Origin of the sequence: Giesbergeria sp. (genome assembly GCF_028686475.1) — a bacterium.
GTDB lineage: Bacteria > Pseudomonadota > Gammaproteobacteria > Burkholderiales > Burkholderiaceae_C > Simplicispira.
In genome coordinates, this window is the sequence record NZ_JAQUCA010000008.1 from 122697 (window position 1) to 136954 (window position 14258).

Here is a 14258-nt window from a genome sequence, read left to right on the forward strand (position 1 = left end):
ATTCAGTGGGGAAATCCATGTCTGTTGTTCAAATTCAAGGGCTTTCTTTTGAGGAAGCAGATAACCAAATTTTGCTGGTGGCGCTGCCCACGCCGGGGCGCGAGCCGATTGATGGCGATACCTTGCAGCACTTGCTAGAGCAAGAAGGCTATGGCGATTGCTCCATCAACCAAAACGCCCTGCACAGTGCCGCTGAGATGTGCAATGTGCAAAAGGAGCCTTTTGGCATCGAGGTAGCACGCCGTTTGGATGCCGAGTACCAAGTGTTTGTGTCCTCCGATGGCATGAATGCCACGCTCAACATCATTGCGCCGATTGGTGGCAAGGCGGCCAACCCCGAAGATGCTTTGCGCGCCCTGAGCAAGGCCGGTGTTACCTTTGGCATTGACCAAACCGCCATCCAAGATGCCTGCCAACGCGGCAGTTGTAGCAATGTCATCATCGCCCGTGGTCGTGATGTTTTGCATGGTGCCGATGCCCTGTTTGAAGACCTGATTCCACACACCGTCAACCGCGAACCCAAACTCGACGAAAACGGCCTGATTGACTACCGCGAGCGCGGCGAAATCGTGGCCGTACAACCGGGCGCACCTTTGATGCGGCGCACGCCAGCCACTGCGGGCACCGATGGCCAAACCGTCAAAGGCGTGGTAGTCAAAGCCAAACCGGGCAAAGACAAGCCGTTTGCCACCGGCCTCAAAGGGGCCGAAGTCTCTGCCGAAGATGCTTGCGTGTTGGTGGCCGCCGTGGGCGGTTTGCCAGTGCGCGTCGATGCCGGAGTGAATGTAGAGCCGGTGCTGCGCTACAAAGAAATCAACATGGCCACCGGCAATATCCACTTTGATGGCAGCGTGCATGTGACTGGCGAAGTAGTGCAAGGCATGACGGTACATGCCAGCGGCGACATCATCGTCGATGGCATGGTGGACTCGGGCAATTTGCACGCGGGCGGCGATATTCGCATTGCGGGCGGCATTATTGGGCGCTCCAAAATTGAGGCCCAAGGTTCGGTCATGGCGCGCTTTGCCGAAGGGGTAGAGATTCGCGCTGGCACCGTGATTGCCCTGAAAGACATGGCACTCGAATGTGAACTACACGCTATCAACCAAATCACTATCGGCACCGGTTCACGCAAAACCGGGCGTTTGGTGGGCGGCCACGCCACAGCCATGATGGCGATTCGGGTGGTCACTTTAGGCTCGGACAAGGGCGGAACCACCAAAATCACGCTGGGGGTCAATCCGGCGCTAGATGCCGAATATGCCGCCTTGCTCAAGCGCATCGAAGAAGAAAAAGAGCAAGAAACCCGTTTAGAGCAACTGGTCAAGCAGCTCAAAACCGCAGACCCTAAAGGGCTACTAGAGCGCGCCCGCTCCTCATGGCAACAGGCGGTGCAAGCCTGGGGCAAATCGCTCAAAGAGCGCGAAACGCTAGAAAAAGAGCTAGAAAAAGCCCGCTTGGCGCGCTTAGAGGTGGCTGTGGGCACCCAAGGCACGGTAGAAATCAGCCTGTGCAAGCTGGTAGCGCGTTTGCGTCAAGACTTTGGCAGCGGGGCTTTTTATCTGGACGAGGGCGGCAATTTGATTTTTACCGGCCGCGATGGCAAGCCAGTGATTTTGGCACTGGGCTAAAAACTGCCTCCTCCGCTGCTGGGGGCTTACATTTTCAGCGCCCGCGCCAGCATCAGCGGGCCATCCCAAGGCCGAATGCGGGGGCGCTGCTGCAAGCTGGCCCCGCGCAGGGCCTGCACTTTGTCCAAAATACGCAAACCGCCTTGCACCACGAGGCGCAATTCCCAGCCAATGCGCCCCGGTAGCCGGTGTACCAGCGGTGCGCCGCGCAACATCTCGGTGCGCGCCCATTGGGCGCAGTCCAAGACCAAGGCGGCACTGGCTGGGGTGAGCCGTTGGGCCAATAGGTCGGCTGGTGGCACGCGGTGGCGCGTGCAATCGGCTTGGGGCAGGTAAAAGCGCTGGCGTGGAATATCCACGCTCAAATCTTGCCAAAAATTAATCAACTGCAAGGCACTGCAAATAGCATCGCTTTGGCGCAAGGCAGCTGCATCTTGCACGCCATACAGGTGCAACAGCAAACGACCCACCGGGTTGGCCGAGCGGCGGCAGTACTCCAACAATTCAGTCCGGTCGGCATAGCCAGCGCCAGCCTCGGTTTTTTGCACATCCTGCATAAAAGCACTGAGCAAATCATCTAGCAGCGCTACCGGCAGGCGGTGGCTTTGCAAGATGGCTGCCAGCGGCGCAAACACCTGCGGCCAGCGTGGGCCAGGTGCAGCGCCCGCAGCAATGTGGTGCAGCTCGATGCGGTAGGCCGTTAAATCGGCCAGCCGCTCTGCGGCGCTGGCATCGCCCTCGTCGGCGATGTCGTCTGCGGTGCGCGCAAAGGCATAAATGGCGGCAATCGGTGGGCGCAATGCAGGTGGGCACAGCAGCGAGGCCACCGGGAAGTTTTCGTAATGGGTAATAGTTTGGGCTTGGGTCACGGCATAGATTGTCGCTTGCGCCCAAGGTTCTGGTGCTGGCTGAAGGCACGACCCTAGGATTTACAATTGAACACCTCGCAACCTCCGTTTTTTCATGCCCTCCTCGATTGCACCACCGTCCCGCCGGGGGCTTGTTTGGCTTTGTGCTGCTACGCTGTGCTTGGCGGCCTGCTCTAAGCCTGCCCCAGCACCCGAGCCAGTGCGTGCCGTCAAGCTGCTGACGGTAGGGGCCAGCGCCTTGCAAGCCGAGCAAGAATATGCGGGCGAGGTACGCGCGCGCACCGAGTCGCGCTTGGGCTTTCGGGTGGCAGGCAAAATAGTGCAGCGCCCAGCAGAATTGGGCCAACAGGTGCAGTCCGGCCAGTTGCTGGCCCAACTAGACGCGCAAGATTACCAACTGGCTGCCCAAGCAGCACAGGCCCAAGTAACGGCGGCCCAAACCCAGCAAGCACTGGCCGCTGCCGATTACCAACGCTATGCACGCTTGCAAGCGCAAAACTTTATCAGCGCTGCCGAATTGCAGCGCCGCGAGGCCACCCTGCAAGCCGCCCAAGCCACCTTGGCCCAAGCCCAAGCCCAAGCCTCGGTACAAGGCAACCAAACCGGCTACACCCGTTTGCTGGCCGATGTAGCGGGTGTGATTACCGGCATTGAGGCCGAGCCGGGCCAAGTCGTCGCCGCTGGCACGCCCATCGTGCGTATTGCCCACCACGGCCCACGCGATGTGGTGTTTGCCGCACCCGAAGACAAAATAACCCTGCTACACCCCGGACAAGCCGTGCAGGTGCGCCTGTGGGCGCAAGCTGCCGCCCCCTTGCCGGGGCGGGTGCGCGAAGTCGCCGCCAGCGCAGACCCCATCACCCGCACTTACAGCGTTAAAGTGGCTTTAGAAGTGCCGCCAGGTGTCGCTGTGCCGCCACTGGGGGCCACGGCGTATGTGCTGCTGCAATCCCTTAGCCGTGCCGGTAGTTTGGCCATCACGGTACCCACCACTGCCTTACTCCAACAGGGCAAGGGCAGTGCCGTTTGGCTCTATGAACCAGCTACCAGCACGGTGCGCTTGCAAAGTGTGCAAATTGCCACCGCCGATGGCAATGCCGCCGTGGTGGCCTCTGGGCTGGCAGCGGGTATGCAGGTGGTGGCCACTGGGGTGCATGTGCTGTCGCCGGGGCAAAAAGTGGTGCCCTACCAGCCCAAAACGCCCAGCTCCTGATGGCACCGCACACAAAGCGTCCGCATACCGTCCGCCATTTTTGTTGCCTGCAATGGACTCCATAGGCTGGTCAGGTTGGGAGCTGCTGTTGGTATCCCTGCTCAATGGCCTCAGCTATGGCCTGCTGCTGTTTATGCTCAGTGCGGGCCTGACGCTGATTTTTAGCCTGATGGGGGTACTCAATTTTGCCCACGCCAGTTTTTACATGCTGGGCGCTTACTTGGGTTACAGCATCTCGGCGCATTGGGGCTTTGGGCTGGCTTTGCTGCTGGCACCGCTGCTGGTGGGGGCGCTGGGAGCGCTGTTTGAGCGCTATTGCCTGCGCCGCGTGCATCGCTTTGGCCATGTGCCAGAGTTGTTGGTCACGTGGGGGTTATCGTATTTGGTGTTAGAACTGGTGCAACTGCTCTGGGGGCGCTCTACGGTGCCTTATGCCTTGCCAGAATGGTTGCAGGGGCCACTGTTTAGCCTGTATGGGGTGCAGTTTCCCAAATCACGCGCTTTTATCATGGTAGTGGCCCTGCTGATGCTGGCAGCAGTGGGGTGGCTGCTGACACGCACGCGCATCGGGCTGCTGATTCAAGCCGCCTTAGAACACCCGGATATGGTGCAAGCGCTGGGACACAACGTGCCGCGCGTGTTCATGCTGGTGTTTGGTGGCGGTTGTGCGCTGGCGGCTTTGGCCGGGGTGATTGGTGGCAATACCTACATCACCGAGCCGGGCATGGCGGCAGCGGTAGGCTCGATTATTTTTGTCGTGGTGGTGGTGGGTGGCATAGGCTCTTTGCTAGGGGCGTTTTGGGCCTCGCTGTTGATTGGCCTACTGCAAACCCTGGCCGTGTCGATGGATACACCGCTGGCGCGCTGGTGGCCCACGCTGGCCAACGGAGCCTTAGAGCGCCTCACGGTGGCGCAATTGGCCCCCATCTTGCCCTATGTGTTGCTGGTGTTGGTGCTGCTGCTGCGTCCACAGGGGCTGCTAGGCCAACGCCAAGATTAAGCGCAATGGGCTTGTCTTCAATCGTATGGAACCAACGCTATGCACTTTGGGGTGCGGGTGCGCTGCTGCTGTGCTTGCTGCTGTGCTTGCCCCAACTGTTTGGCAGCAGTTTGGCGTTGAGCATGTTGTCGCAAATGGGCTACCTCATCATTATTTGCCTGAGCTACAACATTTTGCTGGGTCAAGGCGGTATGTTGAGCTTTGGCCATGCGGTTTATACCGGGCTGGGGGCGTTTATGGCGGTGCATGTCATGAACCGCACTGCACAGGGCGACTTTGCTGTGCCGCTGGTACTGGTGCCGGTGTTGGGGGGGCTGGCCGGATTAGCCTGTGCGCTGCTGCTGGGTTTTGCGGCCACGCGCAAATCGGCCACGGTGTTTTCTATGATTACCTTGGGGCTGGCCGAGCTGGTGGCCGCCGTGGCGCTGATGTTTCCGGCATGGTTTGGCGGCGAGAGCGGCATCAGCAGCAACCGCGTCTATGGCACGCCGTGGCTGGGCTTTACTTTTGGCCCGGCGCGAGAGGTTTACTACCTGATAGCCGTCTATGCGCTGCTGTGTACCTTGGCCATGTGGTGCCTAACGCAAACCCCTTTGGGGCGCATCCTCAATGCCGTGCGCGATAACCCCGAACGCGCCGCCTTTATTGGCTACAACCCACAGCGCGTGCGCCACATCGCTTTTAGCATAGCTGGTTTTTTTGCCGGTATCGGCGGGGCTTTGGCCGCCATTCAGGTAGAGATGGTCACTGCCGCTGATAGTTTTAGCCTGGCGCGTTCAGGCCATTATTTGCTGTTTACCTTTTTGGGCGGAGCGGCTTTTTTTGCTGGGCCTATTTTGGGGGCTGTGCTGATGGTACTGACGCTGGTTTGGTGGTCTGAGCTGTCGGCAGCTTGGCTGCTTTACTTGGGGCTGGTGTTTATTGGCATGGTGATGCTGGCCCCCGGCGGCTTGGCTGCGCTCGGACTGGCGCTGTGGCGGTATGGGCGTTCGGGCCAATGGCGCGCCGAATGGCGCTGGCGCGTGCTACAAGGCATGGCCTTGGGTTTGGTGCTGGTAGGCAGCGCCGTGCTGGTAGAACTGGCTTATCACCGACAGCAACAGGCCACCTTGGGGCCAGAACTGGCTTTGTGGGGCTGGGCCTTGCGCGTAGATGCTTGGCAACACTGGTGGGCCGCTGCCTTGACCGCTGCTGCGGGGCTGGGGCTGGCCGGGGTGCTGCACCGCCGCCAGCGGGCAGCAGCGCAGCAGGGCGAATGCCCGTAATGCGGGTTTAGACGCGCTTGCGGTATTCGCCGGTGCGGGTGTCAATTTCGATTTTGTCGCCTTGGCTGACAAACAAGGGTACAGGCACTTCAAAGCCGGTGGCAATTTTGGCAGGCTTGAGTACCTTGCCCGAAGTGTCGCCCTTCACAGCTGGCTCGGTCCAAGTGATTTCGCGCACCACGCTGGTGGGCAGCTCTACCGAGATAGCCTTGCCGTCGTAGAACACCACTTCCAGCTCCATACCATCTTCGAGGTAGTTGAGGGTGTCGCCCATGTTTTCGGCTTCTACTTCGTATTGGTTGAAGTCGGTGTCCATGCAAACATACATCGGGTCGGCAAAATAAGAGTAGGTACACTCTTTTTTGTCCAAAATCACATTGTCGATTTTGTCGTCGGCTTTATAGACGTTTTCGGTGCCGAAGTTGCCAATCAGGCTTTTGAGCTTCATACGCACGGTAGCAGCACCACGGCCACCACGGGCGTATTCGGTCTTCAAGACCACCATAGGGTCTTTACCGTGCATGATGACGTTGCCAGCGCGGATTTCTTGAGCGATTTTCATAAAAGATTTGCAGGGTTGGGGCCGCGCAGAATAAGTTTGGCGGCCAAGACGCGCGGGCCAGGTACAACCACGTAGCCAGCTCGATTGCGCGAAACCCAGTATTTTAACGTTGCGACGCACAAAATCCCAGTAACTGAGTCAACAAATCCTGCTGTTGTAACAAGCGCAGCCGTGCTGCCTGCACGCAATCGGCCCAAGTTTGCAGTGTGGTGGGGGTTAATTCGGGCAAAGGGGCATCTATCAGGCCGTTCCACACCGCATGAAACTGGCGCAAGGACGGCGGCGCTTGCAGCCAGTCTAAAAAGGCGTGCAACTTGGCATGGTGCGCGTTATCGCGCTGTGGGTAAATATGCCACACCAAAGGCTGCCCGGCCCACAGGGCGCGCACCAAAGAATCCTCACCACGTACCAAATTGAGGTCACAGGCCCACAGCAGCTCATCAAAAGCGGGCTGCGGCACCGGGGGCAATGGACTCATGCAGAGCTGCTGGCGCGTTGCAGGCAAGGCCGCGCCAGACAAGGCGGCTTGCACGGCGGCGCGGGCGCGCCCGGGCGTTACCAGCAGGTGCGTTGTGTTTTGCGCTTGTTGGCACTGCGCCAGCAGCGCGGGCAGGCCAGCGGGTTCGTAACAGAACAGGCTTATCCAAAGCGCGTCAGGCGCTAGGCCCTGCGCTGGGGTATGCGCTTGCCGCCAAGCGAGGCGGTTAAAGGCTGCTTGGCGGGCCAACAAATCCGGCTCACGCAACAGGCCGCCAGTGGCCGGGGTAAAACCGGGGTAAAAAAACCACTTCGTCCAACCTTGGGCTGGGCCTTGCAACACCAACGAAGGCAAACGGTGGCAGCGCTCGACATAGCCCTCGGCGGACAGGTATTCCAAATTAATCCACACCGGCGGTTGCTGGCCCAACTGTTGCACTTGGGCCACGGTGGCGGCCAGAAAATCTGCCGGGGGTTCACAGCCAAAGGCTTCTATGAGTAGCGCGCTGGGAGCATCTTCGGGCTGCAAGGCACTGCCCCAAGCACGCACTTGTACGCCAAAGCAGCCTTGCGGGGCCATCCACGCCAAGGCGCTGGCATCGTCCGTCCACAAACGCACCACATGGCCGCGCCCAGCCAAATCACGCGCCAAGCGCCAGCACACCCCTATATCGCCAAAATTATCAATAACCTGACAAAAAATATCCCATTGCATTGGTTTTAGGGGCCGCATTGGACACCCGTCTTGTTGATAGCTATCATTGGTGCTTACCATAAAAGGAGCCTGCTATGGACACCGCTCGCCTTTTTCAGTCTGGCCGCAGTCAGGCGGTACGCTTGCCCAAAGAATACCGCTTTAACGGCACCGAAGTGGTGGTAAAGCACTTTGGCAACGGTGTTTTGTTATTGCCGCTGCATGACCCGTGGCAAACGCTAGAAGCTGGGCTGGCCGCCTTTGAGTCCAATTTTGTCTTAACGCGCCAGCAACCGGATGAGCAGCTGCGCGAAGCGATAGCCATTGCGCCATGATTTTGCTCGATACCAACATCTGCATCTACATCATCAATGCCAAACCGCCAGCAGTATTGGCACGCTTTCGACAATACCGCCTGGGCGAGATTGGATTGTGCAGCGTGGTAGCCGCAGAATTGGCCTATGGTGTGGCCAAAAGTGGTTCGGCGCGCAACCGCCAAGCCTTAGAGATGTTTTTAGCCCCCTTGACCATTTTGCCCTTTGATGAGGCCGCCATTTGGGCCTACGCTGGAATACGTGCTGATTTGGAACGCCGGGGCACGCCGATTGGCGCTTTAGATACCATGATTGCCGCGCACGCCCTAAGCCAGCAAGCGCTGTTGGTCACTAACAACACGCGTGAATTTGCCAAAGTGCCCGGTTTGCAGTTAGACAACTGGGTGGTTGCGGCCTGAAAGGACGTTTGTGCCACATTCCCCCGAACTGTTGGCCCAAGTAGCCGCCCTGCCCGCTTTGCCCGGCGTCTATCGTTATTTTGATGCCCAAGGCCAATTGCTCTATGTGGGCAAAGCCCTGCACCTCAAGCGCCGGGTGAGCAGTTATTTTCAAAAAACCCTGGCTGGCACACGCATCGGCCACATGGTCGGCCAAATTGCCCGGCTAGAAACCACCGTGGTGCGCTCCGAGGCCGAGGCGCTGTTGCTCGAAAACAACCTCATCAAAACTTTGCAGCCGCGCTACAACATTTTGTTCCGCGACGACAAAAGCTACCCCTATTTGCAATTGACCGGCGTAGCCGGTAAAGATGGCCAAGGCCCAGCGCCGTGGCAACAATTTGCCCGACTGGCCTACTACCGGGGTGCCGTCAACCACAAGCACCGCTATTTTGGCCCCTACCCCAGCGCATGGGCCGTTAAGCAAACGATTGAGTTGCTGCAAAAGGTATTTCGGCTACGCACTTGCGAAGACAGCGTTTTCAAGAACCGCTCCCGGCCTTGCTTACTGTTTCAAATCAGGCGTTGCAGTGGCCCTTGCGTAGGCAAAATCTCCCCAGAAAATTACGCCCAAGACGTAGCCGATGCCCAAGCCCTGTTGCGCGGCGAAGCCGATACCGTCTTGGCACAGTTGCAGCAGCGCATGATGGCACACGCTGAGCAGTTGGAGTTTGAGCTGGCCGCAGAATTACGCAACCAAATTGCCGCTTTATCGCAGGTATTGCAGCAGCAAGCCATTTCCACCACCGACGACCGCGATGTCGATATTTTGGCAGTGTGCGTACAAGGCGGACGCGCCTGCGTTAATTTGGCGATGGTGCGCGGGGGCCGACATTTGGGCGATAGGGCTTATTTTCCGGTGCAGGTACAAGATGCCAGCGCGTTGGCCCTGCCAGAAGAACCACTGACAGAAGATGCAAGCCTAGATGCGGGCTTAGATTCCCTCAATTCCCCCAATTCCCAAATACTGCACGCTTTTATGGCGCAGCATTATTTGGGCATACCGGTGCCGCCCGTGCTGGTGCTGCCGCTGCCTATCGCTGCACCCTTGTTGCAATTGTTGTCCGAACAAAGCGGCCAGCGCATCCATGTGGTACACCAGCCGCGTGCCTTGCGCCGTACTTGGCTAGAGATGGCACAGCAAAACGCCCAATTGCAACTGGCCCGTTTGTTGGCCGAAGAAGGCTCACAACAAGCGCGCACCCACGCCTTGGCCCAAGTGCTGGATTTGACTTTAGAAGATTTAGCCCCATTACGCATCGAATGCTTTGACATCTCCCACACCGCAGGCGAAGCCACCCAAGCCTCGTGCGTGGTGTTTCAGGGCCACCAAATGCAGCCCAGCCAATACCGGCGCTACAAAATTGACGGCATCACCGGCGGCGATGACTACGCTGCCATGCGCCAAGTGCTGACACGCCGTTACAGCAAGCTGCTCCAAGCCGAGGCCGAAGGCCAAGCGCGTTTGCCCGATGTGGTGTTGGTCGATGGCGGGCAAGGCCAAGTCAGCATAGCCCGCGCTGTGTTTGAAGAACTGGGGCTGGCACTGTCGCGCATCGTCGGGGTAGAAAAAGGCGCGGGGCGCAAAGTCGGACTAGAAGAGCTGGTGTTTGCCGATGGCCGCCCCAAACTCCGCTTGCCCGCCGATTCGGCCGCACTGCTGCTGGTGGCGCAAATTCGCGACGAAGCCCATCGCTTTGCCATTACCGGGATGCGTGCGGCACGGGCCAAAGTGCGGACTGGTGGCAGTCGCTTAGAAGATATTGCCGGCATTGGCCCTACCAAGCGCGCCCGACTGCTGCAACGCTTTGGCGGCGTGCGCGGTGTGGCCGCCGCCAGTGTGCAAGATTTAGCCACGGTAGAAGGCATTTCCGCCACCTTGGCCGAAGCCATTTACCAAGCCCTGCGCTAGTTTCGGCAGCTGCCTTGTCGGCGTGCCACAATCGCGCCCATGTTTTGGACTATTCCCACCCTCATGACTTGGACGCGCATTGTCGCGATACCCTTGATTGTCGGGGTGTTTTATGCGCCCCTCGATGGAGCCACACGCAATTTACTGGCCACGGTGATGTTCGTCGTGTTTGCCGCTACCGATTGGCTCGATGGCTACTTGGCACGCAAACTCAATCAAACCTCCTCGTTTGGCGCTTTTTTAGACCCAGTAGCCGACAAATTTTTGGTCTGTGCTTCTTTGCTGGTGCTGGTACATTTGCAACGCGCGGATGTCTTTGTCGCCCTCATCATTATTGGGCGCGAAATCGCCATCTCTGCGCTGCGCGAATGGATGGCCCAAATTGGAGCCAGCAAAAGCGTAGCCGTGCACATGCTGGGCAAACTCAAAACCACCGTGCAAATGGTGGCCATTCCGTTTTTACTCTACGACGGACAGTTGTTCGGGCTGGTCGATACCGGTGTTTGGGGCACTTGGCTGATTTGGATTTCTGCCGTCCTCACCGTATGGTCGATGGTCTATTATTTGCAAAAAGCGCTGCCCGAAATTCGGGCGCGGGTGCAATAACAGCACCGCCTCAGTGGCAGGCGGGTTGGTTGTTCACAATACGCTTGAGGGCATCGGTGCTGATGATACGCACATGGCGCTGGCGCACCTCAACAATACCATCTTCGGCAAATTTAGAAAAAGTGCGGCTCACCGTCTCTAATTTCAGGCCCAAATAGCTGCCGATTTCTTCGCGCGTCATGCGTAACACCAGTTCAGACTGCGAAAACCCGCGCGCGTGCAAGCGCTGCACCAAATTGAGCAAAAAAGCCGCCAAACGCTCTTCAGCGCGCATACTGCCAAGCAACAACATCACACCATGCTCGCGCACAATCTCGCGGCTCATGATTTTATGGACATGGCTTTGCAAAGCTGTCACTTCGCGCGAAAGCTCCTCGATGCGGTCAAACGGCATCACGCACACCTCGGCATCTTCTAAGGCCACGGCATCACAAGTGTGCCGGTCATGCACGATGCCATCCAAGCCAATCACTTCACCCGCCATCTGAAAACCCGTCACTTGGTCGCGTCCATCTTCGGTCACCACACAAGTCTTAAAAAACCCAGTGCGAATCGCATACAAAGAAGTAAACGCCTCACCATTGCAAAATAAAGTACCCCCGCGCTTAATTTTGCGCCGCGTGGCCACTACCTCGTCAATGCGCTGGATTTGCTCGTCGGTCAAACCTACCGGCATACAAAGCTCGCGCAGATTGCAGTTGGAGCAGGCGACTTTGATGGTATGTGGATTCATGATGACTCGGGGGCGACGGTAGCAAATAAAGCCCCCCACTGTGACGGATAGCAGGGGTATATGGTCAAATTATCGCCCATCCACTACGCCCCACCAGTGCAGCGCCCTTTTACTGCCTGCCCTTGACAGAGGTCAACGCCCACCAGCGCCGTTTACGGCACAGTGGCTTGGCACCTGAGGAATTTTTCATGAGCCTTGTTTCCCCCGAATTGTTAACCCGGTTTGATGTGCCCGGACCGCGTTACACCTCCTACCCCACGGCAGACCGCTTTGTCGAGGCTTTTGGAGAGCGCGACTATATACTGGCACTGCAACAACGCAGTGTAGGCACTTCGGCCAAGGCCCTGCCGCTATCGCTGTATGTGCATATTCCGTTCTGCGAATCGCTGTGCTACTACTGCGCCTGCAACAAAATCATCACCCGCCACCACGACCGGGCCGATGTTTATTTGCGCTACCTCAGCCGCGAAGTAGAACTGCACACCGCCCACTGCGGCCAAGGCCAAGTGGTCAGCCAATTGCACTTGGGCGGTGGCTCACCCACCTTTTTATCCGATGATGGTTTGCGCGAACTCATGACCATGCTGCGTAAGCACTTTACGTTGGCAGCTGATGGCGAATACTCGATTGAAATTGACCCACGCACCGTCGATGCAGGGCGGTTGGCCGTGCTGGCCGAATTGGGCTTTAATCGCCTCAGTTTTGGCGTACAAGATTTTGACCCCGAAGTACAAAAGGCAGTGCACCGCATCCAGCCCGCCGAGCAAGTCTTTGCCCTGGTAGAGGCCGCGCGCGCCTTAGGCTTTGCCTCCATCAATATCGACCTGATTTACGGCCTGCCACGCCAAACCCCGGCCTCATTTGAGCGCACCTTGGCCCAAGTGGCCCAGCTGCGCCCCGACCGCATCGCCCTGTACGCCTATGCCCACCTGCCCGAGCGCTTCAAACCACAGCGGCGCATTGTCTGGGCTGATTTGCCGATGGCCTCGGCCAAAGTAGGCATGTTGGCGCGGGCGCTAGACTCCTTCAGCCAAGCGGGCTATGTCTATGTGGGCATGGACCATTTCGCCTTGCCCGATGATGCTTTGGCCGTGGCCAAGCGCCAAGGCAGACTGCACCGCAATTTTCAAGGCTATAGCACCCAACCCGACTGCGATTTGATTGCGCTGGGGGTCTCAGCGATTGGACGTGTTGGAGCCACTTACAGCCAAAATGCCAAAACTTTAGACGAGTATTACGACCACCTCAACCAAAATCGCTTGCCGATTGTGCGCGGCTTGGCCCTCACGCGCGACGATTTGGTGCGCCGTGCCGTCATCATGGCGCTGATGTGCCAAGGTGAATTGCTGTTTGAACCCTTAGAAAGCGCTTGGCTGATTGATTTCCGCCAATACTTCGCCACCGAGTTAGCGCAATTACAAGAAATGGCCGGACAGGGCTTGGTTACATTCCACGCCGATGGCGTACAAGTAACCGACATGGGCTGGTACTTTGTGCGTGGCATTGCCATGACTTTTGATCGGTATTTACAAGCCGACCGCAACCGCACCCGATTTTCGCGCATCATCTAAGGCATGATGCTTTTTTCTGTGGCCTGGACGGCCTTGCTCATGGGGCTGGTGGGTGGCCCCCATTGTTTGGCGATGTGTGCAGCCCCCTGTGGGGCAGTAGTGGGGGCTGGAAAAACAGCGCAACAGCCTCACGAGCAAGCTCTGCACTGGTATGGCAGCACACGTCAATTACAACGGCTTTCAGCTTACCATCTGGGCCGCCTGCTCGGTTATGCCAGCATCGGGGCTTTGGCTGCTGTCGCCATGCAAAGTTTAGCTTGGCTCACCGTGCAAACCAGCGCCCTGCGCCCGGCATGGACTATGCTGCATGTCGGTGTGCTGGCTTGGGGCTTGATGATGGTACTGCTGGCGCGCCAACCAGCTTGGGTAGAAAACGCCGGTCGTGGCCTTTGGCAAAAGGTACGCCCCGTGGTAGAAAAACCCGGCGGCGTTTTTATCACCGGCTTTTTGTGGGCGCTCATGCCCTGCGGACTGCTGTATTCAGCGCTATTGGTGGCCTCGCTCAGCGGTAGCGCCTTCTCTGGTGCCATCACCATGATATTGTTTGCGCTGGGCAGCGGCCTGTGGTTATTGGCCGGGCCGTGGTTATGGCAACGGCTGCGCCAACGATTACAGCTACACGGCCAACGTGGCACTCGGCTGGCCGGAATGTTACTCTGTGGTGTTGCTTTATGGGCCTTGTGGCTAGATGCCACCCACGGACCAGAACTGTGGTGCAGTTAAATAAAGTTTTTCCGCCCTGAGCTGTGCTTGGAGCTTGGGCTATGCAATTTATATTACCCAACCGCTTCACGCAGCTGGGTATCAATAAAATTGTTGATTCCACAAAGCAAAACCCCTCTAACCGATAAAAGTTAGAGGGGTGCGCTTGGTGTAATGAGCCTGACGATGACCTACTTTCACACGGGAACCCGCACTATCATCGGCGCAAAGTCGTTTCACTGTCCTGTTCG

At 58.0% G+C, this 14258-nt stretch carries 14 protein-coding genes; 10 read left to right on the forward strand and 4 right to left on the reverse strand.

Features of this window, described 5'->3' with window-relative positions; all coding sequences use genetic code 11:
- Positions 1 to 17 precede the first annotated feature (17 nt).
- Positions 18 to 1631, forward strand: a complete 1614-nt coding sequence (locus PHX60_RS07950) for a FapA family protein (protein WP_300076506.1) — start codon at positions 18 to 20, stop codon at positions 1629 to 1631.
- Between the two features lie 26 nt (positions 1632 to 1657).
- Here PHX60_RS07950 and hpnC read toward each other — a convergent pair whose 3' ends face one another.
- The gene (gene hpnC, locus PHX60_RS07955) at positions 1658 to 2500 is read right to left on the reverse strand and encodes a squalene synthase HpnC (protein ID WP_300076508.1); all 843 of its coding nucleotides are present in this window, start codon (positions 2498 to 2500) and stop codon (positions 1658 to 1660) included.
- A gap of 94 nt (positions 2501 to 2594) precedes the next feature.
- Here hpnC and PHX60_RS07960 point away from each other — a divergent pair, with 94 nt between their 5' ends.
- Genes PHX60_RS07960 through PHX60_RS07970 form a run of 3 tightly spaced genes read left to right on the forward strand, consistent with a single transcriptional unit; the run spans position 2595 to position 5978 of the window.
- On the forward strand, positions 2595 to 3713 hold the full coding sequence (locus PHX60_RS07960) for an efflux RND transporter periplasmic adaptor subunit (protein ID WP_300076509.1): 1119 nt from the start codon (positions 2595 to 2597) through the stop codon (positions 3711 to 3713).
- Between the two features lie 52 nt (positions 3714 to 3765).
- Complete coding sequence (locus tag PHX60_RS07965; protein WP_300076511.1) at positions 3766 to 4713, forward strand: branched-chain amino acid ABC transporter permease; 948 nt, start codon at positions 3766 to 3768, stop codon at positions 4711 to 4713.
- 5 nt (positions 4714 to 4718) lie between these two features.
- Entirely contained in the window at positions 4719 to 5978 is a 1260-nt protein-coding gene (locus PHX60_RS07970; protein WP_300076513.1) for a branched-chain amino acid ABC transporter permease, read from the forward strand.
- A 7-nt stretch (positions 5979 to 5985) separates the two neighbouring features.
- Here the strand turns inward: PHX60_RS07970 and efp are convergent, their stop codons facing one another.
- Together efp and earP are read right to left on the reverse strand one after the other, a co-directional pair.
- The gene (efp, locus tag PHX60_RS07975) at positions 5986 to 6540 is read right to left on the reverse strand and encodes an elongation factor P (RefSeq protein WP_300076515.1); all 555 of its coding nucleotides are present in this window, start codon (positions 6538 to 6540) and stop codon (positions 5986 to 5988) included.
- A gap of 103 nt (positions 6541 to 6643) precedes the next feature.
- Positions 6644 to 7732, reverse strand: a complete 1089-nt coding sequence (gene earP, locus PHX60_RS07980) for an elongation factor P maturation arginine rhamnosyltransferase EarP (protein ID WP_300076517.1) — start codon at positions 7730 to 7732, stop codon at positions 6644 to 6646.
- Between the two features lie 74 nt (positions 7733 to 7806).
- Between earP and vapB the strand changes: the two genes are divergently transcribed.
- From vapB to pgsA, 4 genes are read left to right on the forward strand one after another with little or no spacing between them, the layout of a single operon-like run.
- Positions 7807 to 8046 carry a type II toxin-antitoxin system VapB family antitoxin gene (vapB, locus tag PHX60_RS07985; protein ID WP_300076518.1) on the forward strand — a complete coding sequence of 80 codons (240 nt, stop codon included), beginning with the start codon at positions 7807 to 7809 and terminating at the stop codon, positions 8044 to 8046.
- Positions 8043 to 8444, forward strand: coding sequence for a type II toxin-antitoxin system VapC family toxin (locus PHX60_RS07990; protein WP_300076520.1), 402 nt, complete (start codon positions 8043 to 8045; stop codon positions 8442 to 8444). Before vapB ends, PHX60_RS07990 begins: the two co-directional genes overlap by 4 nt.
- A 10-nt stretch (positions 8445 to 8454) precedes the next feature.
- Entirely contained in the window at positions 8455 to 10395 is a 1941-nt protein-coding gene (uvrC, locus tag PHX60_RS07995; protein WP_300076521.1) for an excinuclease ABC subunit UvrC, read from the forward strand.
- Positions 10396 to 10434: 39 nt separating this feature from the next.
- The gene (gene pgsA / locus PHX60_RS08000; protein WP_300076522.1) at positions 10435 to 11001 is read left to right on the forward strand and encodes a CDP-diacylglycerol--glycerol-3-phosphate 3-phosphatidyltransferase; all 567 of its coding nucleotides are present in this window, start codon (positions 10435 to 10437) and stop codon (positions 10999 to 11001) included.
- A 10-nt stretch (positions 11002 to 11011) separates the two neighbouring features.
- Here pgsA and fnr read toward each other — a convergent pair whose 3' ends face one another.
- Positions 11012 to 11734: a fumarate/nitrate reduction transcriptional regulator Fnr gene (gene fnr, locus PHX60_RS08005; RefSeq protein ID WP_300076524.1), complete on the reverse strand. Its 723-nt coding sequence runs from the start codon at positions 11732 to 11734 to the stop codon at positions 11012 to 11014.
- 188 nt (positions 11735 to 11922) lie between these two features.
- Between fnr and hemN the strand changes: the two genes are divergently transcribed.
- Together hemN and PHX60_RS08015 are read left to right on the forward strand one after the other, a co-directional pair.
- On the forward strand, positions 11923 to 13305 hold the full coding sequence (gene hemN, locus PHX60_RS08010; RefSeq protein ID WP_300076526.1) for an oxygen-independent coproporphyrinogen III oxidase: 1383 nt from the start codon (positions 11923 to 11925) through the stop codon (positions 13303 to 13305).
- Positions 13306 to 13311: 6 nt separating this feature from the next.
- Positions 13312 to 14028, forward strand: a complete 717-nt coding sequence (locus PHX60_RS08015) for a sulfite exporter TauE/SafE family protein (protein WP_300076539.1) — start codon at positions 13312 to 13314, stop codon at positions 14026 to 14028.
- Positions 14029 to 14258 lie beyond the last annotated feature (230 nt).

Coding starts and splice junctions, on each gene's coding strand:
- PHX60_RS07950 (WP_300076506.1), top strand. CDS start 18: ATGTCTGTTGTTCAAATTCAAGGGCTTTCTTTTGAGGAAGCAGATAAC.
- PHX60_RS07960 (WP_300076509.1), top strand. CDS start 2,595: ATGCCCTCCTCGATTGCACCACCGTCCCGCCGGGGGCTTGTTTGGCTT.
- PHX60_RS07965 (WP_300076511.1), top strand. CDS start 3,766: ATGGACTCCATAGGCTGGTCAGGTTGGGAGCTGCTGTTGGTATCCCTG.
- PHX60_RS07970 (WP_300076513.1), top strand. CDS start 4,719: ATGGGCTTGTCTTCAATCGTATGGAACCAACGCTATGCACTTTGGGGT.
- efp (WP_300076515.1), bottom strand. CDS start 6,540: ATGAAAATCGCTCAAGAAATCCGCGCTGGCAACGTCATCATGCACGGT.
- earP (WP_300076517.1), bottom strand. CDS start 7,732: ATGCAATGGGATATTTTTTGTCAGGTTATTGATAATTTTGGCGATATA.
- vapB (WP_300076518.1), top strand. CDS start 7,807: ATGGACACCGCTCGCCTTTTTCAGTCTGGCCGCAGTCAGGCGGTACGC.
- PHX60_RS07990 (WP_300076520.1), top strand. CDS start 8,043: ATGATTTTGCTCGATACCAACATCTGCATCTACATCATCAATGCCAAA.
- pgsA (WP_300076522.1), top strand. CDS start 10,435: ATGTTTTGGACTATTCCCACCCTCATGACTTGGACGCGCATTGTCGCG.
- fnr (WP_300076524.1), bottom strand. CDS start 11,734: ATGAATCCACATACCATCAAAGTCGCCTGCTCCAACTGCAATCTGCGC.
- hemN (WP_300076526.1), top strand. CDS start 11,923: ATGAGCCTTGTTTCCCCCGAATTGTTAACCCGGTTTGATGTGCCCGGA.
- PHX60_RS08015 (WP_300076539.1), top strand. CDS start 13,312: ATGCTTTTTTCTGTGGCCTGGACGGCCTTGCTCATGGGGCTGGTGGGT.